This is a genomic window from Rhizobium sp. CBN3, from assembly GCF_030518245.1.
GTDB lineage: Bacteria > Pseudomonadota > Alphaproteobacteria > Rhizobiales > Rhizobiaceae > Rhizobium > Rhizobium aethiopicum_A.
Genome location: NZ_JAULSE010000003.1, coordinates 355,776 through 382,059, shown reverse-complemented (window position 1 = coordinate 382,059; position 26,284 = coordinate 355,776). Strand labels below are relative to the sequence as shown.

Annotated in this window: 20 protein-coding genes; 6 read left to right on the top strand and 14 right to left on the bottom strand. The window is 62.4% G+C overall.

The features are described 5' to 3' along the window. Window positions 1-91: 91 nt before the first annotated feature. The 5 genes from QWJ46_RS07140 to QWJ46_RS07120 all read right to left on the bottom strand — a co-directional run bounded on the left by QWJ46_RS07140 (window position 92) and on the right by QWJ46_RS07120 (window position 7,299). On the bottom strand, window positions 92-283 hold the full coding sequence (locus QWJ46_RS07140; RefSeq protein WP_011424640.1) for a hypothetical protein: 192 nt from the start codon (window positions 281-283) through the stop codon (window positions 92-94). Between the two features lie 132 nt (window positions 284-415). After that, window positions 416-1,309, bottom strand: coding sequence for a uracil-DNA glycosylase family protein (locus tag QWJ46_RS07135; RefSeq protein ID WP_302750099.1), 894 nt, complete (start codon window positions 1,307-1,309; stop codon window positions 416-418). A gap of 68 nt (window positions 1,310-1,377) precedes the next feature. Next, complete coding sequence (locus QWJ46_RS07130) at window positions 1,378-2,670, bottom strand: Hsp70 family protein (protein WP_302750098.1); 1,293 nt, start codon at window positions 2,668-2,670, stop codon at window positions 1,378-1,380. Between the two features lie 205 nt (window positions 2,671-2,875). Beyond that, window positions 2,876-5,995: an efflux RND transporter permease subunit gene (locus QWJ46_RS07125; protein WP_302750097.1), complete on the bottom strand. Its 3,120-nt coding sequence runs from the start codon at window positions 5,993-5,995 to the stop codon at window positions 2,876-2,878. Next, window positions 5,992-7,299, bottom strand: coding sequence for an efflux RND transporter periplasmic adaptor subunit (locus tag QWJ46_RS07120; protein ID WP_302750096.1), 1,308 nt, complete (start codon window positions 7,297-7,299; stop codon window positions 5,992-5,994). Before QWJ46_RS07120 ends, QWJ46_RS07125 begins: the two co-directional genes overlap by 4 nt. Before the next feature lie 276 nt (window positions 7,300-7,575). Between QWJ46_RS07120 and QWJ46_RS07115 the strand changes: the two genes are divergently transcribed. Continuing rightward, entirely contained in the window at window positions 7,576-8,457 is an 882-nt protein-coding gene (locus tag QWJ46_RS07115; protein ID WP_184458761.1) for a phosphotransferase family protein, read from the top strand. A 6-nt stretch (window positions 8,458-8,463) separates the two neighbouring features. Here the strand turns inward: QWJ46_RS07115 and QWJ46_RS07110 are convergent, their stop codons facing one another. Beyond that, a complete protein-coding gene (locus QWJ46_RS07110) occupies window positions 8,464-9,252 on the bottom strand; it encodes an SDR family oxidoreductase (protein ID WP_302750094.1) in 789 nt (262 codons plus the stop codon). Window positions 9,253-9,497: 245 nt separating this feature from the next. Between QWJ46_RS07110 and QWJ46_RS07105 the strand changes: the two genes are divergently transcribed. Together QWJ46_RS07105 and QWJ46_RS07100 are read left to right on the top strand one after the other, a co-directional pair. Next, complete coding sequence (locus QWJ46_RS07105) at window positions 9,498-11,162, top strand: electron transfer flavoprotein-ubiquinone oxidoreductase (RefSeq protein WP_302750092.1); 1,665 nt, start codon at window positions 9,498-9,500, stop codon at window positions 11,160-11,162. A 135-nt stretch (window positions 11,163-11,297) separates the two neighbouring features. Beyond that, window positions 11,298-11,912 carry a L,D-transpeptidase gene (locus QWJ46_RS07100; protein ID WP_184458758.1) on the top strand — a complete coding sequence of 205 codons (615 nt, stop codon included), beginning with the start codon at window positions 11,298-11,300 and terminating at the stop codon, window positions 11,910-11,912. A 75-nt stretch (window positions 11,913-11,987) separates the two neighbouring features. Here QWJ46_RS07100 and QWJ46_RS07095 read toward each other — a convergent pair whose 3' ends face one another. Then, window positions 11,988-12,890: a DMT family transporter gene (locus QWJ46_RS07095; RefSeq protein ID WP_184458757.1), complete on the bottom strand. Its 903-nt coding sequence runs from the start codon at window positions 12,888-12,890 to the stop codon at window positions 11,988-11,990. A gap of 97 nt (window positions 12,891-12,987) precedes the next feature. Here QWJ46_RS07095 and QWJ46_RS07090 point away from each other — a divergent pair, with 97 nt between their 5' ends. Then, complete coding sequence (locus QWJ46_RS07090) at window positions 12,988-13,509, top strand: Lrp/AsnC family transcriptional regulator (RefSeq protein WP_302750088.1); 522 nt, start codon at window positions 12,988-12,990, stop codon at window positions 13,507-13,509. A gap of 175 nt (window positions 13,510-13,684) precedes the next feature. Here QWJ46_RS07090 and mgtE read toward each other — a convergent pair whose 3' ends face one another. Together mgtE and QWJ46_RS07080 are read right to left on the bottom strand one after the other, a co-directional pair. Beyond that, window positions 13,685-15,058: a magnesium transporter gene (gene mgtE / locus QWJ46_RS07085; RefSeq protein WP_302750086.1), complete on the bottom strand. Its 1,374-nt coding sequence runs from the start codon at window positions 15,056-15,058 to the stop codon at window positions 13,685-13,687. Window positions 15,059-15,320: 262 nt separating this feature from the next. Beyond that, window positions 15,321-16,544 carry an MFS transporter gene (locus QWJ46_RS07080; protein WP_302750084.1) on the bottom strand — a complete coding sequence of 408 codons (1,224 nt, stop codon included), beginning with the start codon at window positions 16,542-16,544 and terminating at the stop codon, window positions 15,321-15,323. A gap of 295 nt (window positions 16,545-16,839) precedes the next feature. Between QWJ46_RS07080 and QWJ46_RS07075 the strand changes: the two genes are divergently transcribed. Continuing rightward, complete coding sequence (locus QWJ46_RS07075; RefSeq protein WP_302750082.1) at window positions 16,840-17,784, top strand: diacylglycerol kinase family protein; 945 nt, start codon at window positions 16,840-16,842, stop codon at window positions 17,782-17,784. A gap of 12 nt (window positions 17,785-17,796) precedes the next feature. Here the strand turns inward: QWJ46_RS07075 and QWJ46_RS07070 are convergent, their stop codons facing one another. Then, a complete protein-coding gene (locus QWJ46_RS07070) occupies window positions 17,797-19,146 on the bottom strand; it encodes a glutamine synthetase family protein (protein ID WP_302750273.1) in 1,350 nt (449 codons plus the stop codon). 83 nt (window positions 19,147-19,229) lie between these two features. On the opposite strand from QWJ46_RS07070, the gene QWJ46_RS07065 reads away from it, so the two are divergent. Then, window positions 19,230-20,597 (top strand): aspartate aminotransferase family protein, encoded by a 1,368-nt coding sequence (locus QWJ46_RS07065; RefSeq protein ID WP_302750080.1) that lies wholly within the window; start codon window positions 19,230-19,232, stop codon window positions 20,595-20,597. A 6-nt stretch (window positions 20,598-20,603) separates the two neighbouring features. Here QWJ46_RS07065 and QWJ46_RS07060 read toward each other — a convergent pair whose 3' ends face one another. From QWJ46_RS07060 to QWJ46_RS07045, 4 genes are all read right to left on the bottom strand, one after another. Then, window positions 20,604-22,091 carry a glycosyltransferase family 39 protein gene (locus tag QWJ46_RS07060; RefSeq protein ID WP_302750078.1) on the bottom strand — a complete coding sequence of 496 codons (1,488 nt, stop codon included), beginning with the start codon at window positions 22,089-22,091 and terminating at the stop codon, window positions 20,604-20,606. Further along, on the bottom strand, window positions 22,092-23,591 hold the full coding sequence (locus tag QWJ46_RS07055; RefSeq protein ID WP_302750272.1) for a glycosyltransferase family 39 protein: 1,500 nt from the start codon (window positions 23,589-23,591) through the stop codon (window positions 22,092-22,094). Window positions 23,592-23,603: 12 nt separating this feature from the next. Then, a complete protein-coding gene (locus tag QWJ46_RS07050; protein WP_302750076.1) occupies window positions 23,604-24,620 on the bottom strand; it encodes a glycosyltransferase family 2 protein in 1,017 nt (338 codons plus the stop codon). Between the two features lie 138 nt (window positions 24,621-24,758). Continuing rightward, window positions 24,759-26,252, bottom strand: coding sequence for a glycosyltransferase family 39 protein (locus tag QWJ46_RS07045; RefSeq protein ID WP_302750074.1), 1,494 nt, complete (start codon window positions 26,250-26,252; stop codon window positions 24,759-24,761). Window positions 26,253-26,284 lie beyond the last annotated feature (32 nt).

The window sequence follows — 26,284 nt, the reverse complement described above, 5'->3', positions numbered from 1 at the left end:
ACTCTGACATGAAGGGCAGGCAGCTGCACGATTCTTTAAATCGGAGCCCTTGCGCCTCCGAAAAGACGCACGGGGCTGCAGCACCTGCCGCTCAATATTGCTGGAAGTCGGAAAAAATCGCGTTCGGACGCGCCGTGCGGCCGTTGATGCCGGTGCCGCGGGCAACCATCTGCTCGTTCGCGGCAAAGCCAAAACGGCTATAGCCGTGCGTGGAACGAATCTGGTCGCCGGCGAGGCGAAGGGTTTCAAACCCGCAATGGATAGGACGAAATCGCTTGTTCATGGCCTTGGTTCCTGTAATTCCTCCCAAGACACGCCTTTATATTGCAGTGCAACATCGATTCTGCAATGCATCGTGACGCGATGCAGCCATGCGAAAAACGCATGGATCACTTCATGAATTATTTAACTTCGGCTAATTTCTAAGCAAGGAGAGTGCATTAAGCTTAGCTTGAAAGACCAGCAGGTCGTTCCAGGCCAGCCGCTTGTTGACCGGTGCGGTTAACAGATCCTGAGGATGCAGGCTGGCGATGGCGGGGATGACGCGCCCGGCGACGGCAATTTCTCTCCAGCGGCCGCGCAGCCCGTGGATTGTATCGTTTTCTCCGAAGAAGAACCGCGCCGCGAAATTGCCGAGCAGCAGGATCGCCTGCGGTTCGGCGAGCGCAATCTGCCGCTCGATGAAGGGTCGGCAGATATCCATTTCGGCCGGCGACGCCGGACGGTTGCCGGGCGGCCGCCAGGGAATGACCTGCGTCAGCAGGACGCTGGAACGGTCAAGCCCGATCGCCGCCAGCATCTTGTCGAACAGCTGGCCGGATTTCCCCGAGAACGGCGTGCCCTCCCGATCGTCTTCGGCGCTCGGTGCCGAGCCGATGACCATGATGCCGCTTTCGGCCTTGCCGCTGGCAGAGATGGTCGAACGGGCGCTGTGCTTGAGATTGCAGCCGTTGAAGGCTTCGATCGCGGTCTTCAGCTCGCTGAGCGACCGCGCGGCTTCGGCGACGAAACGCGCCTGCTGCACGGCCTCGCCGTCCGGGATCGCCGGCTGCGGCCCGGAGGCCGGGGCCGGACGTGCTGCTGCAATCGGACGAGGCGATGTCTGGCGCTGCCCAGGCGACGGACGTTGCTCAGCGGGAGATGGTTCCTGCTGCGTTTGCGCGGGCGGACGGCGCGCAGCCTTCATTGCCTCGAATTCGGCGAAGCGGTCCACCGCCTCTTCTTCCAGCAGCCATTCCACACCGGCATCCGCATGAAAATGCAGAAGTGCTGCAAGCTCGGCGGGGGAAAGGTCGTTGGCGGAGATCATGCGGCAAATCTAGCGAAGAGATCGTGGCATTGAAAGGGCGGGCGGCACATTGGCCGCGCTTGCCCGCTTTATTGCACAGTCCATTGCGCGATGTCGTCGCGTTCGCCGATCAGCGCCAGCCCATGGGCGATCGACAGCAGTTCACCGCCGCTTTCGATCCGGTCGCGCTCGAAGCGTTCGGTGAAGATGCGGCGCACCGCCGGCACGAAGGAGGTGCCGCCGGTCAGGAACACCTTGTCGATGTCAGCAGTCTTCGTCTCGGTCTTGACAAGCACCTCGTCGAGCGCGCCTTCGATGCGGGCGAGATCCTCGGCGATCCAGCTTTCGAAGTCGCGGCGCTTAATGCTGCGCTGTCCGCCGCGGCCAAGCGGCGCGAATTCGAAAGGCGCCTCGTCGGCAGCCGAGAGCGCCATCTTCGTCGCCGACACCGCCTGGTAGAGCGGATAGCCTTCGTCATGGTCGATGAGGTCGATGAAGATTTCGAGCTTTTCCGGCTCAAGGCTGGTGCGCACCAGTTTCTTCAGATCCTCGAATTCCCGCGTGGTCTTGAAGATCGACAGCTGGTTCCAGCGGCCGAAGCTGGAATAGTAGTTGGACGGCACTTCGAGAATCTTGTCGAAGCTCTTGAAATGGCTTCCCTTCCCGATCAGTGGCGCAACGATGTTGTCGATCATCCGATAGTCGAAATGATCGCCGGCGACGCCGACGCCGGAATGGCCGATCGGCGTTGCCGTCAGCCTGCCGGCGACGGTTTCGAAGCGGATCAGCGAATAGTCGGTCGTGCCGCCACCGAAATCGGCAACCAGCACCGTCGCATCCTGTTTCAGGTTTTGCGCGAAATAGAAGGCGGCGGCGACCGGCTCGTAGACATAGTGGATTTCGGGAAAGCCGAAGCGCGACAGCGCTTCGTTGTAACGTTCGGTCGCGAGCGCCGGATCGGGGCTGGCGCCGGCGAAATGCACCGGACGGCCGGTGACGATGCGGCTGACATCCGAGGGCCAGCTGTCGCCGGCATAGTTGCGCATGCGCCGCACGAAGACCTCCATCAGGTCCTCGAAATTGTGCCGCTTGGCGAAGATCAGCGTGCCCTGGAACAGTGCGCTTGCCGCAAAGGTCTTGATCGACTGCAGGAAACGGCACTCGCCGGGATTGTCGATGAACTGCCGGATCGCCGCATGGCCGGCCTCTACCTTCAGCGCCGAGGCGCCAAGCTGGGCGTCCTTCATGAAGGAGAGTGCCGTCCGCATGCTGTCGGCCGTGCCCGCCGTACTCGTGAAAGTCATCGAGCCCGTTGCCCCGCCATCCGCCATGGCGAGAACCGTATTCGTCGTGCCGAAGTCGAAACCCAGCGCCTGAGCCATGCCCGCACCTCTTCATGCCGATTGTTGCTGGAGACGGAGCAGCGCTCCGCAAGGGCGTAAGGACGCCCGGATCAAGGAGGGCGGTTGATGCCACAGGGGCGTGACACATTCAAGTGGATTGAAGATCGAGACGCGTTGCCGCGTCCGCTTCTTCGCCGCTCGGGGGCAAGAAGCGGACAGGAGGGCCCGGTATCGTCAGAACGCCTTACTCGGCAGCCAGCGCCCTTGTCTCCTGCAGCACCGGCTCCTCGACCTTCTTCTGGCCCATCAGCCGGCCGAGGAAATGGCCGAACCGGTCCATCTCGACGAAGATGACAGGGGTGATGAACAGCGTCAGCAGCTGCGACACGACGAGGCCGCCGACGACGGCGATGCCGAGCGGCTGGCGCAGCTCCGAGCTGGCGCCGGTGCCGAGCGCGATCGGCAGCGCGCCGAGCAGGGCGCAAAACGTCGTCATCATGATCGGCCGGAAGCGTCGCACACAGGCCTCGTGGATCGCTGCCGTCGCCTTTTCGCCAGTCGTGCGCATGGTCTCCACCGCCACGTCGATCATCATGATCGCGTTCTTCTTGACGATGCCGATCAGCATCAGCAGGCCGATGAGCGCGATGATCGACAGGTCGAAGCCCATGATCTTTAGCGCCAACAGCGCACCGAAGGCTGCCGCCGGCAGGCCGGAGAGGATGGTGAGCGGATGGATGAAGCTTTCATAGAGCACGCCGAGCACGACATAGATGGTCAGAATGGCCGCCAGGATCAGGTAGGGCGTGTTGCCCTGCGACTGCTGGAAGATCTCGGCCGTGCCGCCATAGGAGGTGAAGACGTCGGTCGGCAGGCCGATCTCCTTCTTGATCTGATCGATTGCCGCCGTTGCATTGCTGAGCGAAACGCCTTCAGGCAGGTTGAAGGAAACGGTGGTCGACACCAATTGGCCGGTCTGGTTGATCGTCACCGGGCCGGTGGTGCGTTGAACATGGGCGAAGTTCGATAGCGGCACCAGGCTGCCATTGGAGGAGGCGACGCGGATCTCCGACAGTTTCTGGTCGTCCCAGGGTTTGCTGGTGTCGTATTCGACGATGACGTCGTAGCTGTCGCCGGTTGACTGGATTTCCGCAGCCGCATATCCGCTGAAGGATTCCTGCAGTGTCGTGCGCAGCGTATCATTGTCGATGCCGTAAGCGGCTGCCCGCTCGGTATCAATGACGATATTGGCCTGCAGGGCGTTGTTCTGGGCATCCGATGTCACATCGGTGAACAGCCCGCGGTCACCACGCATCGCCGCCTGGATCTTGCCGGCCCAGAGGTTGGTCTGGTCGGCGCTCAGCGCTTGGATGACCAGCTGATATTGGCTGGCGGTCTGGCGGCCGCCGAAGCGCAGGCTCTGGTTCGGCGTCACGAACGCCTGCAATCCGGGGATCTTGTTGATCGCGGTGCGCAGCTCGCGCAGCGTCTGGTCAAGCGGCGGACGCTCCTTCTTGTCCTTGAGTTCGACGAACATCGAGCCGTTGTTCTGCGGTTTGTTCGGGTTGCCGCCGATCGTCGACATCACGTGGTTGACCGCCGGGTTCGCCTTGACGACGGCTGCCGCCTGCTGCTGCAGCGCCTCCATGGCGGAATAGGAAATGTCCTGCCGGGCCTGCGTGCTGATCGACAGGCGGCCGATATCCTCCTGCGGGAAGAAGCTGGTCGGCAGCGTCATGAAGAAATAGAACGTCAGTGCGACGGAGCCCAGGAAGATGCCGAGGATCGTCAGACGATGGCGAAGGCACCAGCCGACTGCCATGTCGTAACCGTTGAGCGTCCGCTCGAAGCCGGCATCGAAGAAGCGAATGAGGAGCGGCGGGCGGCCGTGATTGTTCGACAGGCGCGAGCCGAGCATCGGCGTCACCGTCAGCGAGACGATCGCCGACGATATGATGGCGATGGCAACGACCATGCCGAATTCGTTGAACACGCGGCCGACGACGCCGCCCATCAGCAGGATCGGGATGAAGACGGCGATTAGCGAAACCGACATGGAAATGATGGTGTAGCTGACTTCGCCCGCCCCCTTGATCGCCGCTTCGCGTACCGGCATGCCTTCTTCGACGTGGCGCAGGATGTTTTCCAGCATGACGATCGCATCGTCCACCACCAGACCCACCGCGAGCGTCAGCCCCAACAGCGAGATATTGTCGATGCTGTAGCCGAGCACATACATCATCCCGAAGGTCGAGATCAGAGACAGCGGAACGGCAAGTCCCGGAATGATCGTCGCGGTCGCATGACCGGTGAAAAGGTAGATGACGAGGACGACGAGGCCGATCGTCAGGAACAGTGTGAACTTCACGTCGGCAATGGCGGCGCGAATGGGTTTTGCGGCGTCGTTCATGACCACGGTCGTCACCGAGGCCGGAATTTCGGCGTGCAGCTGCGGCAGCTTGGCGTTGATCGCATCGACGACATCGACCGTATTGGCATCGGGTTGACGCTGAATGGCGAGGATGATGCCGCGGTGACCGTCATACCAGCTGCCGGTATACTGGTTCTCGACCCCATCCTCCACATCGGCGACATCGCCTAGATGGATCGGCGCTCCGTTTGGATTGGCGATGACGAGTGACCGGAATTGGTCGGCATTGGTGCGTTGCGTATTCGCGGTGATGGTCATGCTCTGCGAATTGTTCTGCAGCGTGCCGACTGGCTGCTGGCTGTTGGCGGCAGAGAGCGCCTTGTTGACGGTATCGATGCCGATGCCGCGGGTGAGCAGTTTGTTGGGGTCGACCTCGACACGCACGGCATAGGTCTGCGCGCCGTAAACGCTGACCTGGGCGACGCCGGGGAGGGTGGAAAGCGACGGCGAGATGATGTCCTCGGCGATCTCGTCGAGCTTGCTGCGCGGCATGGTGTTGCTCTGCACGGAGAGCAGCATCACAGGCGCATCGGCCGGGTTGGTCTTGCGATAGCTCGGTGGTGTCGTCAGGTTGTCGGGCAGCTGCCGCGTCGCGTGCGAGATCGCCGCCTGCACGTCGGCAGCAGCCGCGTCGATATCGCGGTTGAGGTCGAACTGCAGCACGATGCTGGTGCTGCCGAGCGAGCTCGAGGCGCTGATTTCGCTGATCCCGGGAATGGTCTCGAACTGCTTGATCAGCGGCGTGGCAACCGAGGTCGCCATGGTCTGCGGCGAGGCGCCGCTCAGCTGGGCCGAAACGTTGATCGTCGGAAAATCAACCTGCGGCAGGGCTGCAACCGGCACGAGCCGGTAGCCGGCAAGGCCTGCTAGAATGACGCCGATGGCAAGCAGCGTCGTCGCGACAGGGCGCTGGATACAGAAATTCGGGATCATTGCTGAGCTCCCACCGCGATCGTCTCGGACTGCTGCGGTTGCCGAGGCTCTTCGGCGGCGGCGACATCAAGAGTCTTTTCGTCGAATTGCTCGTTGATCGCCTGCTGGTCGCTGAGCTGGCCCTGGCCTTCGATGACGACATGGTCGCCCGGCTGAAGACCCGATTCGATAGCGGTGAAGGCGCCATTGGCGCGGGCGACGGTGACCGGCGTCAGATGCGATTTGCCGTCCTTGACGACAAAGGCGAAGAAACCGTCCGGGCCGGGACTGACGGCAACCGTAGGCACCACCACCTGCTGTTGGTCGTTGTTGAAATGCACGATGATATTGACCGATTGGCCGGGCCAGAGCGCACCGGAGGCATTCTCGAACTTTGCCTTGGCCAAGATCGTGCCCGAGGCGGTGTCGACCGTGTTGTCGTAGAAGCTGATTTCGCCCTTGCGGACTTGCCCTTTGGTGGAAGCGGGAACTGTGCTGACTTCGACCGGACCGACTGCCAGCGCCTTCTTCAGGACGCGCAGATAACGTTCCTGCAGGTGAAATTTCACATAGATCGGATCGTATTTCGCGATGGTGACGATTGCCGAGCCGGCATTGAGGAAGGCGCCCTTGCTGACGGCAATATCGCCGAGCCGGCCGTCGAAGGGCGCCCGGATATCCGTATTCTCGAGGATGACTTGATCCGAGGCGAGGGTGGCCTTGTCGGCCTCGACCGTGGCCGCGGCGGTGTCGCGGGCAGCTCTTGCCTGGTCGAGGCTCTGCTGGGTGCCGGCCTTCTGGTCGAACAGGTCCTGTGCGCGAACCAGCGCCGTCTCCGCTTCCGAAAGCGTCGCCGTATCCCGGACGATCATCGCATTGTCCTTGTCGACCGCCGCCTTCGCCGTCCGGTCGTCCAGCTTGGCGATCAGGTCGCCGGCTTTGACGGTGGCTCCGTCCTGCGCATTGATGCTGACGATCAGGCCCTGTTCCTGTGCGGCCATGGTCGTATTGTCGTCGGCATCGGCCCAGCCGGACGCGGTGACATCCGTCGGCAGCGTCGTTTTCACCGCAGCGACTGTTTTGACGACAGTTGGACCGCCGCCGCGTCTGCGCCCGCCACCCTGGTGTTGCCCGCCATTCTCGGCCTGATTGGCCTGCGTCTGATCGCCCTGTGCCTGCCTGCTGCCCCCATTGCCGCCGGCCGGCTGCTTGATGAGCTCGGAGAGGTAGGGAATGCGCGCGGCATAAGGGACCAGATTCCCGAATTGCCAAACGCCGACCGCGGCGATTGCGACAAAGCTGACGGTGATCCAAAATTTCTTCATGGGTGAGACCGGGGTTTGAGCAAGGGTGCAAATTTATGCTTTGATTGAGCCGCTTATATTGCGGCGCAAAAAAGACATAATTCCGGTGTCGCGATCACTAAGTGGTTATAACGGCTTAAATTTTTGTAATGAATATTCCGTAATATTCAAATTATACTAATATAGTGCGGGTGCCACGTGGCGCGGCTTCGGCGGCTGCACGCCGGCGGTTCCCGATGGGCCGATGCTGCTCGGCTGCACCCAAAGAACAGGTGAAAACAGAAAAGGCAGGTCGTCATGACAGAGTTGAACGTCAGCGAATTTCGTTCTCTCATCACAAGTGTATTTCCGGAACTGACGGCCTCCGTTTTCAAGCTCGCGGCAAAGGGCTGGGATTCGATGGCGGTCGACGTCGACGACACGCTGATCTTCAAGTTTCCCCGCCATCTCGGCGCCGAAAGAGCGCTCGTGAAGGAAGCCGCCTTGCTCGATATCGTTCGACCCTCGCTGTCGATGGCGGTACCCGACATGCGCATTCACGACGGGCCGCCGATCTTCTCCAGCCACGCCAAGCTCGAGGGAGAACATCTCATTGCCGAAGATTACGATGCGCTCGGGCAGGGCGACCGCCAGCACCTGGCGGAGGACCTCGCGCGTTTCTACGCCGAACTGCACGCGCTCGATGCCGATCGCCTACGGTCGGCCGGCGCCGAAGCAATCCAGCCATGGCAATCGCCGGAGGCAGTGCGGACGAAGGCTTTGCCGCTGCTGCCGCCCGATATCAAGCGTTTTGCCGAGGCCGTCGTCTCGGATTTCGAAGCCTTGCCGCCGGATCCCTACGGCAACGTCTACGGCTTCTTCGACGGCCACGGCTGGAACATGGCCTTCGACTATCGGCAACGCAGGCTGAACGGCATTTACGATTTCGCCGATTCAGGTTTCGGTCCGTTGCATCAGGAGTTCATCTATTCGAACTTCATCTCGCCCGATCTGACCGCGCGCATTGTCTCGGCCTATGAAATCCTGACCGGACGCAGGCTTGACCGGCGGCGCATTGCGATCCTGACGGGCTTCCATCGGCTTTCCGAACTGGCCGAACTTGCCGACGATCCGGCCAATGTCGAACAGATGATCCGGAGCGCGGCGACCTGGGCCGCCGCGGCGGCCCGTGCGGCCTGAGCGGCTTCAGACGGACCGTGCGGCGCCGCCGTCGCAGCGGATCAGCGAGCCGGTAATGTAGCTTGCCGGCTGGCTGCACAGGAAGGCGGCCGTTGCGGCAAATTCCTCGACCCTGCCATAGCGGCCGACGGGAATGCGCGCCTCCTTGTCGGCGCGAATTTCCTCGAGGCTTTTGCCCGTCCGCTTTGCCGCGGCGCCGTCGAGGTCGTCGAGCCGCCTCGTCAGGATGCTGCCCGGCAGAAGCAGGTTGGTGGTGATGCCGAAGCTCGCCACTTCGGAGGCAAGCGTCTTGCTCCAGCCGGCAAGCGCCGGGCGCAGCGTGTTCGACAGCGCCAGATTGGCGATCGGTTCGATCACGCCTGATGAGGCGACCGTCAGGATGCGGCCCCAGCCTTGCGCCTTCATATCAGGCAGCAGCGCATTGGTGAGGGTGATCACCCGCGCGACCATGGAGAGGAAATAGGTTTCGAGCTTTTCGGCCGTCATCTCCTCCGTCGTGCCGGGCGTTGGTCCGCCGGTATTGTTGACGAGGATGTCAATGCCGCCGAACTTCTCCTTCACCGCCGCCGTTGCCGTCTCGACGAAGCGCTCATCGCCAAGATCGGCCCAGATCCAGTCGGCCCGGCCATTGCCTTCGTTGTTGATCGCCGCGCAATTGGCCTCCAGCTGTTCGCCACTGCGCCCGCACAACAGCACGTTTGCGCCTTCGCGCGCGAGTGCTGCGGCGATGCCAAGGCCAAGTCCACGCGAGGAGGCGAGAACGAGCGCCCGTTTGCCCTTGATGCCGAGATCCATGATTTCCTCCGAATGTCTTCGAGGGATGTATAAGGCGCGGGTGACAAAAAAGAAAAGGGAGGGGCCGTGGTCTCGCAGGTTTCACAATTGACGTTAACGTAAGCGGTACTGTAAGTCTCGCATCGGCTGAAATGTCTTTGTGCGAATTGAGGATTGGCTGTCGCATCCCGGCTCGACAATGCTTCGCGGTTTTGACAAGACAGTGGCCATGGGATGATGGCCACTGGCCAAGCGGAGACGAGTGAATGACCGAGACGACTGAGCTGCCCGAACGCGAGAGCATGGAATTCGACGTTGTAATCGTCGGCGCCGGTCCTGCCGGTCTGGCGGCGGCGATCCGGCTGAAGCAGGTCAATCCGGAACTGTCCGTCGTGGTGCTGGAGAAGGGGGCCGAGGTCGGCGCCCATATCCTCTCCGGCGCCGTCGTCGATCCTATTGGCATCGACAGGCTGCTGCCGGGCTGGCGCAAGGATGCCGACCATCCGTTCAAGACGGAGGTGACGGCAGATCACTTCCTTGTCCTCGGTCCCGCCGGCTCGATCCGTCTGCCGAATGTGCTGATGCCGCCCTTGATGAACAATCACGGCAACTACATCGTCTCGCTCGGCAATGTCTGTCGCTGGCTGGCGACGAAGGCCGAGGAACTCGGCGTCGAGATCTATCCGGGTTTTGCTGCCGTCGAAGTGCTGTACGATGACAAAGGCGCGGTGATCGGCGTTGCCACCGGCGACATGGGCATCGAGAAGAATGGCGAGCCCGGCCCGAACTATACCCGCGGCATGGAGCTGCGCGGCAAATACACGCTGATCGGCGAAGGGGTGCGCGGTTCACTCGCCAAGCAACTGATCGCCAAGTTCGATCTGCAGAAGGACCGCGAGCCGCAGAAGTTCGGCATCGGCATCAAGGAGCTCTGGCAGGTCAAGCCGGAGAATCACAAGCCCGGTCTGGTGCAGCATTCCTTCGGCTGGCCGCTCGGCATGAAAACCGGCGGCGGCTCCTTCCTCTATCACCTCGAAGACAATCTGGTGGCCGTCGGCTTCGTTGTCCACCTGAACTACAAGAACCCCTATCTCTACCCCTTCGAGGAGTTCCAGCGCTTCAAGACCCATCCGGCGATCCGCGGAACTTTCGAGGGCGGCAAGCGGCTGTCCTATGGCGCGCGCGCGATCACCGAGGGCGGCTATCAGTCGGTGCCGAAGCTTTCCTTCCCCGGCGGGGCTCTGATCGGCTGTTCGGCCGGTCTCGTCAACGTGCCGCGCATCAAGGGCAGCCACAATGCGGTGCTGTCGGGCATGCTGGCGGCTGAGAAGCTGGCGGCGGCGATTGCATCGGGCCGCAGCCATGACGAGGTGGTCGAGATCGAGAATGAATGGCGCGCCACCGACATCGGCCGCGACCTGAAGCGGGTGCGAAACGTCAAGCCGCTGTGGTCGAAGTTCGGCACTGCCGTCGGCGTGGCGCTCGGCGGTCTCGATATGTGGGTGAACACGCTGTTCGGCTTCTCCTTCTTCGGCACGCTGAAGCATGGCAAGACGGATGCGCAGTCGCTGGAGCCGGCCGCAAACCACAAGCCGATCGCTTATCCGAAACCGGATGGCGTCGTGACCTTCGACCGTCTGTCCTCGGTGTTCCTGTCGAACACCAATCACGAGGAGGATCAGCCGGTGCATCTGCAGGTCAAGGACATGGCGCTGCAGAAGAGTTCCGAGCTCGGCATCTATGCCGGCCCGTCGACGCGCTACTGTCCGGCCGGCGTCTACGAATGGGTGGAGAAGGATGGCGACAAGACCTTCGTCATCAACGCCCAGAACTGCGTGCACTGCAAGACCTGCGACATCAAGGACCCCAACCAGAACATCAACTGGGTACCGCCGCAGGGCGGCGAGGGGCCGGTCTATCCGAATATGTGAGGCGCATCGCCGACATCGGCGGTGATTTCGACCGGTGACGTCTTCGTGATCGCCTTTCGACGGCGGCCGTTAGCCGTTCGTTAACCATAAATTCCTTAGCTTGCGACATCTTGTTGACGCACTAAGGACACATTCATGACGATCTCCCGCCGGGGTTTTCTGATCGCTCTGCCGCTTTTTGTCGCCGGCTGCTCCTCGACCGGCTTGAACAGCCAGACGAATTATGCCGCGCTCCCGGATGAAAAGTTTCCGCTGAGGCAGGTGCCGATCGACAAGATCAAGCCGGAACTTCGCCGCCAGGAAGTCGCCTATGAAAGCGCGCATGCGCCGGGCACGATCGTCATCGACACGCCGGCGCGTCGCGCCTACTACGTCCTCGGCGACGGCAGGGCGATGCGATACGGCGTCGGTGTCGGTCGCGAGGGACTGGCATTTGCCGGCAACGCCTATATCGGGCGCAAGGCCGAGTGGCCGAGCTGGACGCCGACGGAAAACATGCAGCGCCGCGAGGAACGCTATCGCAGGCTTGCCGGCGGCATGCCGGGGGGCCTGAACAACCCGCTCGGGGCGCGGGCGATGTATCTCTATCGCGGCGGTAACGACACGCATTTCCGCATTCATGGCACCAATCAGCCGGAATCGATCGGCCTTGCCATGTCGAGCGGCTGTATCCGCATGATGAATCACGATGTGATCGACCTCTATAGCCGCGTCGAGGTCGGCGCCAGGGTCGTCGTCATCCAGGCCTGAACGACCGAGAGCACACTGAAAAGCCGCCGCAGCAATGGCTGTCGGCGGCTTCATATTGTCGGTCGCGGCTGATGGTCAGCGTCGCGCGGCAATCCCCGTCGAAAGTGCGACACCGATGCCGGTGATCACTGCGGCACTGATTTCGGCAAGACCGATCGTTTCGCCAAGCAGGAAACCGCCGCCGAGCGTCGCAAGAACAGGCGTCAATGCGGTAAAGGCGGCGGCCTGGGTTCCGCCGAGGATGCGGACCGCCGTGCCATAGGCGACCATGGCGACGAGGCCTGACAGAATGCCCTGGCTCAACACCTGCAGGCCGATTTCGGCAAGCGGGGCCTGCGGCAGCGAGATGCCGAAGACGAGGGCGAGCACGGCCATGATCAGGAAGGACCAGGCGGCAATCAGCGCGCTCGCCTGAATGGCCGTCAGCCCCGAGCGGCGGAAGGCATGGGTGTAGCTTGCCCAGAGAACGGCGCCGGCCGGCAGCATGACAAAACTTGTCCAGGGCAGGGAGGCATCGGCAAGGCTGCGGGCGAGCAGGATCATCACGCCGCCGACGATGGCGGCCAGCCCGGCAATGCGCGTGGCATCCGGCCGCTCCCGAAACAAGAGAATGCCGATCAATGCGGTGGCAAGCGGCATGGAGCCGCCGAGCAGGATGCCGGAGGATGCGGCCGGTGTGGAGTGGATGGCAAGCGTCGTCACCAGAAAGAAGACTGCGCCGCAGCCGGCGACCATGATCGCCAGCAGATGGAGCGGCACGCCTTTCGGCAGCAGACCGATGCGAAGCCAGACGGGCGAAAGTGCCAGCGCCGGGATGCCGAAGCGGATGAGGCCGATATCGATCGAGCCGAGTGAGGTCGCGGCGCTGTGGCGGGTCGCCAGAAACCAGGTCGCCCAGATCAGTACGGTGATGGTGCCGGCGGCATAACCGAGGCTCTGAGATGGTGATTTGTCGTTTGAAAATGCGATCGTGCTCATCGTTCCAATCCTTTCCTCCATCCGGATCCTGTCCGGTTGAGGAAGAGATTAGCGCCGGAAGCAGGGGCATGTCCTTGCTATCTGTGGCTTGAAAATCATGATAAACGCAATCTTCTGCCAAATCATGCTGATGGAAATTCCGAATATGCCAAATCTCGATAAATTCGATATTGCCATCCTGAAATGCCTGCAGGAGGATGCCCGCGCCACCAATGTCGAGATCGCCGAGAAGGTGAACCTCTCGCCGTCGCCCTGCCTGCGCCGTATCCGCAATCTCGAACGTTCGGGCATCATCCGCGGCTACACCGCCGATATTGACCGCAAGGAGGTCGGTCTCGGCCTGACGGTCTTCGTCGAATTCAAGGTGGTGCATCACAGCCGCGAAAATTCCGAGGCGCAACAGAAGGCGCTGCTCGCCATTCCCGAGATCGTCTCCTGCTTTCTGATCTCAGGTACGGCCGACTTCCTGGCCGAAGTGGTGGTGGAGGATCTCGCTGCCTATGAGCGGCTCTTGACAGAAACGCTGCTGACCTTGCCGAACGTCAGCGACATTCGCTCGAACTTCGCCATCCGCAGCATCAAGACGCATGGGCCGCTGAAGCTGCCCGAGGGAAGATGATTTCCAATGCTTTTTCTCGGCTGGTAAAACCCCTCCCCAACCCCTCCCCACAAGGGGGAGGGACTAACCTGGGGCACCGTCTCGCTCCTCCCGAAAGGTCAGATATTTGGAATGCGGGTGCGGCAGTTTAAGTCCCTCCCCCTTGTGGGGAGGGGTTGGGGAGGGGTCTTAGCCGCTACAGCAGCGTCCCGCTAAGGATGAGCAGCGCCACCGAGAAATAGATGACGAGGCCGGTGACATCGACCAGCGTGGCGACGAACGGGGCCGAGGCGCTGGCCGGGTCAAGTCGGAGTTTCTGCAGCACGAAGGGCAGCATCGAGCCGCAGATCGAGCCGAAGGTGACGATGCCGATCAGCGCGGCAAACACTGTGACGGCGACCATCGGCCAGTGCGGGCCGTAATTGTAGAGCCCGGCCGACTGCCAGAAGACGATGCGGATGAAGCCGACGAGGCCGAGGATCGCGCCGAGCACGATGCCGGTCGGCAGTTCGCGGAACAGCACTTTCCACCAGTCCGAAAGCTTCAGCTCGCCGAGGGCTAAGGCCCGGATGATCAGTGACGTCGCCTGCGAACCGGAATTGCCGCCCGAGCTCATGATCAGCGGGATGAACAGCGTCAGCACCACGGCCTTTTCCAGCTCGCCTTCGAAATGCTGCATGGCGCTCGCCGTCAGCATCTCGCCGAGAAACAGGGCGGCGAGCCAGCCGGCCCGCTTGCGGATCATGCCGGCGAAGCCGATCTTCATATAGGGCTGACCGAGCGCCTCCATGCCGCCGAACCTCTGGGCCGCTTCCGTGGTGTCCGAGATCATCGTATCAATGACGTCGTCGACCGTGACGATGCCGAGCACCTGCCCATGTTCGTCAGTCACCGGCAGGGCAAGCAGGTCGTGCTTGCGGATCAGCCGGGCGACGTCCTCCTGCTTCATCAGCGGATCGGCCGAAACTGGAGCGCCTTTCTGAGCGACCGTGAGGATGGAGGCATCCGGCTCGCCGGTGATCAGGCGACGCAGCGTCACCACGTGCATCAGCGCATGGCTGATCTCATCGAGCACGTAGATGGCGTAGACGGTCTCGCGCGAACGTTCCACCTGGCGCACATGATCGAGCGTCTGGGCAACGGTCCAGCTATCCGGCACGCTGACGAATTCCGTGGTCATGATGCCGCCGGCCGTGCGCGGCGGATAGCCCATCAGGTGCTGGATGGCGACGCGCACCGGCTCGTCGAGGCTGGAGAACAGCCGGGCGCGGGTCTCGCCGTCGAGTTCCAGCAGCACGTCGGCGACGCGGTCGTTGGACATGCCGTGCAGCAGCCGTGCGGCGTCCTCGGCGCTGACCAGCGCGAGGATCTCAGCGGCGTTGCGAAGCTCCGGCCGGTCGAGAATGTTGACGGCATAGTCGAGCGGCATGCCCGACAGCACCCGCCCGGCGTCCTGAATGCTGAGCGCGTTCAACGCGTCGACGCGTTCGGCGATCGTTGCGCCGCGGCTGTTGTTGATGAAGGAGCGGGCGGCATGGCCTGCCCGAAGAGGGAAGCGATTGATATTCATGAGGCTCGCCTTTCCGTCGATCCGCCGTAGCGTCCGATCGGGCGAGCCGACAGGAGTCGGTCAGCGCACGAGGGCGGCCGCGTACGGCAAAGGCAATCGACTGCTACTGTCGCTTGGCATCGCTAAGATGACTCCGTTGAAATCCGTGGCCGACAGGTGCCGTCCACGTGTATGCTAGGTGTTCCCGAGCGCGGAAAAAGTCAAGCCGGCTAAATGCTTAACGCCAGAATGTCGCACCTGCGCGCGTTGCAGGCGGAGATCGCTACGCCATCTGCGTGCTGCGACGCTCCAAGCGGGCGGAGGCGGCGAAGACGAAGAGGCCAAGGAAGGACAATGCTGCGCCGACATAGCCGGTGGCCGCAAAACCGTAACCCCAGGCGATGACGAGGCCGCCGAGCCAGGCGCCGATCGCATTGGCGATGTTGAAGGCCGAATGGTTGGAAGCCGCGGCCAGCGTCTGCGCATCGGCGGCGACATCCATCAGCCGCGTCTGCAGCGCCGGCCCGGCGGCAAAACCGCAGCCGACGAGGAAGACCGAGAGGCCAAGCATATAGGGGTTGGCGGCGGTCAGCGAGAAGGTGGTCAGCACGACGATATTGTAAACGAGCGAGCCGCCGATCGTGCCGAGCAGCGATTTGTCGGCGAGCCACGAGCCGATGAAATTGCCGGCATTCATGCCGACGCCGAAGAGCACCAGCATGATCGGAACGGCTGTTTCCGGCAACATCGCCACCTCGGTCGTCGTCGCGGCGATATAGCTGAACATTGCAAACATGCCGCCATAGCCGACGGCGGCGATGCCGAGCGTCAGCCAGACCTGCGGTCGGCGGAACGCGCCGAGTTCGCGTGAGAAACTCGCCTCTTCGGAAACCCTGTCCTTTGGCACGTAGACCCAGATCAAGACCACTGTCAGCAGGCCGACGACGCCGACCGACAGGAACGCCACCTGCCAGTCGAGCGATTGGCCGAAAAACGTCGTCAGCGGCGTGCCGAGAAGCGTGGCGACAGTCAGTCCGAGCATGACGCGTCCGACAGCGCGTGCCCGCCGATGAACCGGCACCATCGAGGCGGCCACAAGCGCGGCGACACCGAAATAGGCGCCATGCGGCAGGCCGGTGATGAAGCGCAGCATGGTGAAGGCCTCGAAGGTCGGCGCCATGGCGCTCGATATATTGCCGATGGCAAAGACCAGCATCAGCGTCAAAAGCAGCGTGCGGCGCGCCATCTTCGCGGCAAGAACGGCGATGACGGGTGCGCCGACGACGACGCCGAGCGCATAGGCGCTGATGACGTACCCCGCCTGCGGCGTCGTCACCGAGAAGGTATCGGCGACATTGGGCAGCAGCCCCATGATTGCGAATTCGCCGGTGCCGATGCCGAAGCCGCCGCAAGCGAGCGCGAGCTGAACCAAAGCCACGGTCGTTGCCGATGGCAGTTCGTCATCCGGCCGGGTTCCAATGGAATCACTGATGGCGATCTCACTCATGAGAGCTCCGTGGAAAGGTTTTCTGCTTGGCAATGACTTCTGACGTCGGCCGCGAGGCGATTGGGAAGTGGCGGGAAGTGGAGACGATCTCTCCGATATCCGATCTATCCGCAACGCGGCGGCGGGCGTCGAGTGCAATTTTCGCAGTGCAGCGTCCTGTTATGTGCATATGTCCGCTGCTATATTTGCTTTTCTGTCATTTCCTGCCGTGAAGAGGCGGCGCTTGAAATCGCCGGTGCCGCAACCATCTCAGGAGCAAGGCAGGACCATTTCCGCGCCAGGAACGGGAGCCCTCATGAAGCTTGTAGGCTTTTTCAATCGCGACGGCGGTACCTTCAAGACCACCGATATGCAGGCCTACGAGAAGCGGGCCGAGGAAGCCTTCCGCGACGCCGGCCACGATTTCGACGCGATCGTTTTCTCCGGCAAGGAAATCATTCCCGCCATGGAGCGGGCGGCCAAGCGTGACGATATCGACGGCATCGTCGCTGGTGGCGGCGACGGCACGATTTCGGCAGCGGCTTCCATCGCCTGGAAAAACGGCATCGCGCTCGGCGTCGTGCCGGCCGGCACCATGAACCTTTTTGCCCGTTCGCTGCGGGTGCCGCTCGACATCTGGCAGGCGCTCGACGTGCTTGCATCAGGCGAGATCGACAATGTCGATATCGCCAGCGCCAACGGCCGCCCCTTCATCCACCAGTTTTCCGCCGGCTTGCATGCCCGCATGGTGCGCTATCGCAACGCCTACAGCTATCGCTCACGGCTAGGCAAGATCAGGGCGAGCACGAAGGCGGCTCTCGGCGTGATCTTCAACCCGCCCGAATTCGAGGTCGAGTTCGAAGCGGCCGGCAGGCGCGAGCGCCGCAGGGTTTCTGCGGTCTCTGTCTCCAATAATCCCTTCGGCCAGAATGCGCTGCTTTATGCCGATAATCTGAGAAGCGGCGAGCTCGGCTTCTATACGGCAAATCCGCTGAAACCGCTCGGTGTCGCCCGCCTCGCCATCGACATGCTGCGCGGCAAGGTCCGCGAGAATGCCGATGTCATGGTCATGCACCCGGCCGAAGTGCGCCTGCATTTCCCGAAACTGCGCTCCAAGGCCAACTGCGTCATGGACGGCGAGCTGCTGCCGCTCGAACGCGACGTCTTGATCCGCCTGCATCCCGGTGAACTGAAGGTTCTCGTCAAGCAGGGTCTGGCGGCTCAGGTCGATGCCGACGAACGCCGCGAACCCGCGGCGTAAGGGCCGAAGACTTCAGAGACGCGGCAGATAAGTGCGATAGTCGAAATCGGAGACCGTGCGCAGATGAGCCAGCGCTTCCTTGCGCTTGGTGTCGCCATAAAGCGTCTGATAACGGGTGCCGAAGATATCGGCGACGAAGGGCGAGGCGCGGAAGGTGTCGACGGCACTCAGGAAATCATGTGTCAGCCGGGTCGTATTTGCGGGCGCATGCGCCGGCGTCGTCTCTTCGCCGGGATCGAGGTCGTGGTCGAGCCCTCTGAGCATGCCGCCAAGGATCGCCGCCAGCAGCAGATAAGGATTGGCGTCGGCGCCGGCGACGCGATGCTCGATACGCGCGGCCGGCCCATCCTTGTCCGGGATCCGGATCGCCGTGCCGCGATGGCCGCTGCCCCAAGTCAGATCGACGGGCGCGAAGGAACCCGGCTGAAAGCGCCGGTAGGAATTAGCGAAGGGGGCGAAGACCAACTGCGCCTCGCGCATGCTGTCGAGCAGGCCTGCGGTGACCGATTTCAGCAGCTTCGGCTCGCCGCCTTTGGCGTCGAGAATGTTGCGGCCCTGTTCGTCGATGACGCTTACATGCACATGCAGGCCGGAACCGGCATGGTCGGTATAGGGCTTGGCCATGCAGGTCGATTTCAACCCGTGGCGGCGCGCCGCCTGTTCGGCAATGCGCTTCAAATAGAGGCAGTCGTCGGCCGCCGCCAGCGCATTGGCGCGGTGCATGAGGTTGACCTCGAACTGACCAGGCCCGAATTCCGCTGTCGTCGCAACCGCCGGCAGCCCCTGCGCCTTCGCATAGGCCCTCAGCGTCTGCAGATAGGCGTCGAGCGCATCGACGGCGCTCATGTCGTAGAGCTGGAAACCGTTCGGTTCGCCGCGATAGGTGAGGCTTTCGGGCGGAGAAGGGCGCCTGGTCTCGCGCCAGTCTCCCGACATCACGTAGAATTCCAGCTCGGTCGCGACGACCGGCGTCAGCCCGCGCAGCCTGTAGCGCTCGACCACAGAGGCAAGGATGGCGCGCGGATCCATGAAGCTTGGGGTGCCGTCGAATTCGCACATGGTGGCCAGCACCTGCATGGAGCCCTCCGGCGCCCAGGGGATCGGCGCGAGGCTGCGGCGGTCGGCAACGACCATGCCGTCGGGATCGCCGATCGTCAGCGAAAGACCGGTGATGTCGTCATTGTCGTCGCCCCAGATGTCGAGCGATTGCGTCGAGGTCGGCAGGCGTATCTCGCCGGCCCAGACCTTGCCGTCGGCGCCGGATGGAAGCTGTTTGCCGCGCAGCTCGCCATTCATGCCGACGATCAGGATCTCGAAACGCGGATCCGCATCGGCCTTGCCGTCCATCCTGTCGCTCGCCATGACCTTGAAAATCCTCCGGGACAAGGCCAAGCTCCTATCTCATCGAAAGCAGCCTTTCAATCCGCGAGGGTTTTTTACCAGTCATGCCCGATACTTACCCGCCCTCCAACCTTGCCGCGATCGACGCCGCGCACCACCTGCACCCCTTCGCCGACATGAAGAAGCTGAATGCCGAGGGAGCGCGCATCATTCAGCGCGGTGAGGGCGTCTATATCTTCGATAGTCAAGGCAGGAAATATCTCGACGGCTTCGCCGGTCTCTGGTGCGTCAATATCGGTTACGGCCGCAGGGAGATTGCTGAGGTCGTCGCAAGGCAGATGAATGAGCTGCCCTATTACAACACCTTCTTCGGCACGAGCTCGACGCCGGCGACACTGCTGGCGCAGAAGGTTACGTCGCATGCCGGCGAACGGTTCAACCATATCTTCTTCACCGGCTCCGGTTCGGAAGCGAACGACACCTGGTTCCGCATGGCCCGTGTCTATTGGAGCGCTGTCGGCAAGCCGTCGAAGAAGATCGTGATCGCGAGGAAGAACGGCTATCACGGCTCGACCGTTGCCGGCGCCAGCCTCGGCGGCATGAAATACATGCATGAGCAGGGCGACCTGCCGATCCCAGGCATCGTCCATATCGGCCAGCCCTACTGGTACGGCGAGGGCGGCGATCTCTCGCCGGCCGAATTCGGTCTCAAAGTCGCTCGTGAGCTGGAAGCGAAGATCGACGAGCTCGGCGAGGAGAATGTCGCCGCCTTCGTCGCCGAACCGGTGCAGGGCGCTGCCGGCGTCATCATCCCGCCCGAGACCTATTGGCCGGAGATCGACCGCATCTGCAAGGCGCGCAATATCCTGCTGGTGACCGACGAGGTGATCTGCGGTTTCGGCCGTCTCGGCGCCTGGTTCGGCCACCAGCATTTCGGCGTCGAGCCCGATCTCGCGCCGATCGCCAAGGGACTGTCTTCCGGCTATCTGCCGATCGGCGGCGTGCTCGTCAGCGGCCGCATCGCCGATGTGCTGATCAATGAGGTCGGCGACTTCAACCACGGCTTCACCTATTCCGGCCATCCGGTCTGCGCCGCCGCCGCTCTCGAAAATCTGCGCATCATCGAGGAGGAAAGGCTGGTCGAGCGCGTGCGCGACGATATCGGTCCCTATTTCGGCAAGGCCTGGGCAGCGCTCGCCGAACACGATCTCGTCGGCGAGGCCGTCAGCATCGGCCTCATGGGCGGCCTGCAGCTTACTGCCGACAAGAGCACGCGCACCCGTTATGAAAAGCCCGATCAGGTCGGCGCGCTCGTGCGCAACCACGCACTGGCGAACGGCCTCGTGCTGCGCGCCACCGGCGATCGTATGCTCGCCTCGCCACCGCTTGTCATCAGCCACGCTCAGGTGGACGAGATGGCGAGAATCACCAGGCTGGCGTTGGATGCGGCCTGGAAGGAGCTGAAACCCTGATTTCGTTCAGCCCGGCCGGTTGATCCAGGCATAGCCGAAACGATAGCTGTCCTTGCCGCGGCCGTAGAAATAGGGAACGTCGATCACCGACGTCCCAGGCGCGGAGGCGCCGAGATTGGCCTGGAGCCATTGCGCCATATCAGGCGGGAGCGCTTCGCTGCCTCCCTTCGGCGGTATCAGCCAGACAAGGAGAAGCGGTCGCCGGCCGGTCAGATCCGGATGGAAGCCAGGATAATCGACGGAGAGGACCGGCACCCCGGGAATATCCTGCCTCAGATTGCCGGCAAGCAGGCTGTCACCGGCAAGGATCGCAGCCGGTTCCGCCTGTTTGCGTAAGCTTTCCAGCATCGTGGCATAGGGTCTGTTCAATCGTTCGTAATGACCGGTGAAGCGTGCTGCCGCGACGCTGCCGTAAAGGGCCGCCGGCACGCCGATCATGATGATGCCGACGATCGCCATGAAACGCCGGAAAGCCTCGCCGGTCGCGACGCCTGCGGCCTCGATCTTCAGGCAGAAATAGAGCGGCACGATGAAGAGCATCGGCACCAGCCAGCGATCCTTGATGCCGGCCGCGCCGCCGAAGACGATCAAAAACAAAATGCCGATGACGAAGACAAGCATCATCCGCTCGAGAAGCCCGGTCCATTCCGATCGAGCGGCGAACGCTGCGCGAAGCTTCTTGCCGAAGACAATCGCGAACACCGCCACGGTCAATCCAGCGAAGCTGATGACCGCGAGAGCGAGCGAGCCGATGCCCATGGCGACCTGCATGGAATAACTCGCATGGCCGCTCGCGGTCATCTTCTCCAGCGTGCGCGCGGTTGCGAAATGGAGATTGTCCTTGAGCCAGAAGAGATGCGGCAGGATGATGACGAGCGCCACGACCGCGGTCAGCGCTAGCCGCCGGTCGAAGATCCGCGGCCGCAGGCGTGCATCAGCCAGCGCGGCAATCAGGGCCGCCGCCGGCAGGATGGCGAAATTATACTTGGCAAGCAGGCCGAAACCGATGCCGATACCTGCAATCAGATAGGAGGCGAGGCTTGGCTGCTTCAGGCTGCGGACGAAGCCGTAGAAGAAGATGCTGGCTGAAAAGAAGACGGCGACCGTGTGCGTCAGGTCCCGCTGCATCTCGAAAACCATCTGCGGGATTGTGAGCAGCCCGAGTGTTGCGATCGCCACGAGCGCCTTGTCGCGCAGGACGAGCCGCGCCGTCAGGCCATACAGCAGATAGGAGGTGAACAGCAGAAGGTTCTTGACGACGGACAGGGCGGCAAGCGAGACGCCGGCAAACTGGAAGACGGCATATTGCAGCCAATTGTAGAAGGGCGGCTGCGGGCCATAACCGGCGGCGAGCCATTGCGAGCGAAAGGCCTGCTCGGCCTCGTCGAGATCGAGCGAATGCGATGTCGCCAGCCTCACACCGATCTGAAGGACGAAATAGGCGGCCAGCAAGATGAAAATCCACCTGACGTCACGAAGGCTCGTCTCGCTCATCTATCTCGCTCCCGGCCGAACCCAGGCATAACCGAGTGCGAAATTATCGCCCTGGCGGCCGAAATGATAGGGAAGCGACAAGGCGCCGATCTCCTGCGGTGCGATATCGGCCGCCGCCAGCGCCGACGAAAATCGCTCCGGCATGACCGCATCCGCGGCCGTCGCCGTCTTCTTGCCGCGCCAGACGATGAGCACCGGCCCGTCCGATGTCGCATAGGCCGGAATGCCGGGTGCGGGGAAATCCGGGATCACCACGGGCAAGTCAGGAAACTGCAGGCGCATGTTGCCGCCGACATAGGTATCCGAGGCGATCACCAGCGCAGGTTCGGCCTGCCGCGTCATATCGTGCGCGAGATCGGCCATCGGCACATTAGGCCTGCTGTAGGTGCCGATCAGCCCGGCGCCGACGACGCGGAAGCCGAGCGCGACCAGGACGCAGGCCATCAGCACCGGCACGACGGGCCGGAAGCGGCGCAGCCCGGCGGAAAGGTCGAGCCCGGCCGCCTGCATCTTTGCCAGGAAGTAGATCGGCAGCACGAGCAGGAACGGGTCGAGCCAGCGTTCACGCACCGTCGTGGAGCCGGTGAACAGCACGATCAGAAGAATGCCGGCGAGGCTCGCGAGCATCATTCGCTCCAGCATCCCCGTCCAGCGGTTTCCGGATGAGAGCGCCCGGAGGAAATCGCGGCGGAAGGCGGCGGCGAAAATGGCGACGGGCAGCGCTGCAAAGGCGATGATGGCGATGAGAAAGGCAAGAATGCCTTTGCCGATTCGCAAGGCGTCGGCCGGTTCATTGCCCGCGGCCATCTTGACCAGAGTATCGGAGGAGGCGAATTCGAGGTTGCTCCGCAGCCAGATCGCATGCGGCAGCACGATGACGAGCGCGACGGCGATCGCCGCCAGGATACGCCAGTCCAGCGCCCTGCGCCGCCATTCGGCATCGGGCAGGATGGCGATCAGCGCCACGGCGGGCATCAGCGCAAAATTATATTTCGAGATCAGCCCGATGCCCGTGGCGAGTCCGAGCAGGAGGTAGCTGCCGATGCCGGGTCGCTCGAGCGTTCGGAAGAAGCCGTAGAGGAAGAGCGAGCTTGCAAAGAGCAGCGCCGTCGTATGGGTCAGATCCTGCTGCGCCATATAGGAGACCTGGGGCAGGGTGATCAGCGCCATCATCCCGACGGCTGCAAGCTTCTGGTCCTTCAGTGCCTCGCGCCCGGCAAGGCCGTAAAAGAGGTAACACAGGAAGAGCAGGATGTTCTTCGGGATGATAAGCGCGCCCATCGACAAGCCGGTCACCGAAACGACGGCATATTGCATCCAGTTGTAGAAGGGCGGCTGCGGACCGTAGCCCGCCAGCAAATATTGCGAGAAGAAGGACTGCTCGGCCTCGTCGAGCTCCAGCGAATGCGGAAGCGCCAATCGCAGCGCTATGTTCAGCACGAAATAGGCTGCAAGCAGCAGCGCCGCGGTTCTGATCGTCCTCGTCGCGCGGTCCAGCATCATGCTGCCGGCTTACGCTTGGCTTTGATCGTCGAAGATCTGCCGCACGATATAGTTCGGGGAGGCGTCGTCACGATAATAGGTGCGCGCGATCATTTCCGCCAGAATGCCGGTGGTGATCATCTGCACCGACGAAAGCAGCAGCACGACGCCGACCATCAGCATCGGGCGTGTGCCGATATCGTTGCCCAGGATGAACTTATCGAAGCCGAGATAGATTAGGATCAACAAGGCAACCGCGCCGAGACCGAGACCGAGCGAGCCGAAGAAATGGCCGGGCCTCGCCTTGTAGCGCATGAAGAACATGACCGACAGCAGGTCGAGGATGACGCGGAAGGTGCGCGAGATGCCGTATTTCGAAACGCCGTGCTCGCGGGCATGGTGGGTGACGGCCATCTCGCCGATGCGTGAGCTCGGCACGACACCGGCGACCCAGGCCGGGATGAAGCGGTGCATTTCACCCATCAGCTTCACCTGCTTGATGATCGAGGCCCGGTAGATCTTCAGGCTGCAGCCGTAATCATGCAGCTTGACGCCGGTGATGCGGCCGATCAGGTAGTTGGCGCACCATGACGGAATCTTGCGTAGGAACAGGCCGTCCTTGCGGTTCTTGCGCCAGCCGACCAGGAGGTCGAGTTGGCGCCGCTCCAGCTCGGAGACCATCGCAGGGATATCCTTCGGGTCGTTCTGCAGATCGCCGTCCATCGTCGCGATCAGCCGGCCGCGGGCGGTATCGATGCCGGCCTGCATGGCGGCGGTCTGGCCGAAGTTGCGCTGCAGCTCGACGATCCGGAGCGCCAGGCCCTCGCGGCCGACGAATCTGCGGGCGTTGACGAGCGTCGCATCCGTGCTGCCGTCGTCGACGAGGATCAGTTCCCAGCGATGCGGATAGTCGGCCATCGCCGCAACGATGCGCTCGACCAGCGGGCCGACGCTTTCCTCTTCGTTGAAAACGGGCACGACCAGCGACAGCTCGAGCGATTGTACCGGATCATTCGTGCCGCGAATGGGCTCTACCGTTGTCTGCAACTTTGCATCTCCAAAAGGCCGGGCGGCCTTGCAATCTTACTGCCGCCACCGCGCTTGCGGAAGCCTACTACATGAAGTGTCCGGCCGTTGCCAGCGGGCAATGCCGCTTTCCCCGCAATCGGCTGACTTACCGCAATGCTACTTCGCGCCGCCTTCCACCCAGGAATAACCAATCGAGAAGGTATGTTTGCCGTCACCGAAAAGATAGGGAAGGGTCAGCGTCTTCACCTCCTGCAGATGAATACCCGATTTCACGAGATCATCGGCAAAGTCGGGAGAAATGGTGGGGTCATTTGCGGTTTCTCCGCGCCAGACGACGAGCACAGGACCCTTCGCAGCCGCATATTCAGGCACCCCGGGGCCTGGAAAGAACGGGATCACGACGGGAACGTCGGGGAATTCCAGCTTCATGTTGCCGGCCACGAACTTGGTTCCCGCCACGATGAGCACCGGCTTGCGGGTGGCGGTCAGTTCGGCCACGTAGCCGGAGAAGGGCACGTTCGTTCTCGTATAAACGCCGGTATATTGCATGGCGACGATCCGCAGCAGAAGGATCGCCAGGATGACGACCATGAAGACCGGCACCACAGGCCGGAAGCGTGCAAGGCCGGCGGAAAGATCGAAGCCTGCAGTTTCCAGCTTCAGGAACAGATAGATCAGCAGGACGAGCAGGCAGGGGTCGAGCCAGCGCTCGTGGATATCGCTTGCGCCGGCGACGATGACGACACCGACGAAGGCAAGCAGGCTGACGATCATCATCCGCTCGATGACCCGGATCATCGGGCTGGACGCGGAAAGCGCATGGAAGAAATCCCGTCGGAAGGCTGCCGCGAAGAGAACGATCGGCAACGCGACGAAGCCGAGGACGGCGATGACGAGGGACAACAGCCCCTGTCCGATACGGGGAAGTCCAGCGGCGGCCTCGTGCTCGGCGGTCATCCGCTCCATGGTCGGGGCCGAAGCACTGACGAGATTATCGGGCAGCCAGAGCGCGTGCGGCAGAACGATCAGAATGGCGATTGCGAACGCCGGCAGCAGACGCCAGTCCATCAGACGGCTGCGCCACTTTCGGTCCACCAGGACTGCGACGAAGGCGGCAAACGGCAGAATGGCGAAATTATATTTGGAGATGAGGCCGATGCCGGTGGCGATGCCGATGACGAGATAGCTGCCGATCGTCGGCTGCCGAAGTATGCGAAAAAAGCCGAAGAGGAAGAGCGAGGTCGCAAACAGCAGGGCAACGGTGTGCGTCAGTTCGCGCTGCGCCATCAGCCCGACCTGTGGCAGGGTAATCAGGCTCAGCATGGCGATGGGCGGGAGCAGACGGCTCTTCAGCACCTCGCGGGCAGCCAGCCCATAGAACAGATAGCAGCCGAAGAGAATGATGTTCTTCGGAACCGAGAGCGCCCACATCGTGATCCCGGTGACCGAGACGATGGCGTATTGGATCCAGTTGTAGAAGGGCGGCTGCGGGCCGTAGCCGGCCAGAAGATATTGCGAGTAGAACGATTGTTCCGCCTCGTCGAGATCGAGCGTATGGGGCAATGCGATGCGGAGCACGATGTTCAGCAGGAAATAGACTGCCAGAAAAATGCTCGCGCTCGTGATGTTTCTGGTAATGCGCTCCAACATCGATCTCCAAGTCAAGCCGGCAAGGCGCCGTG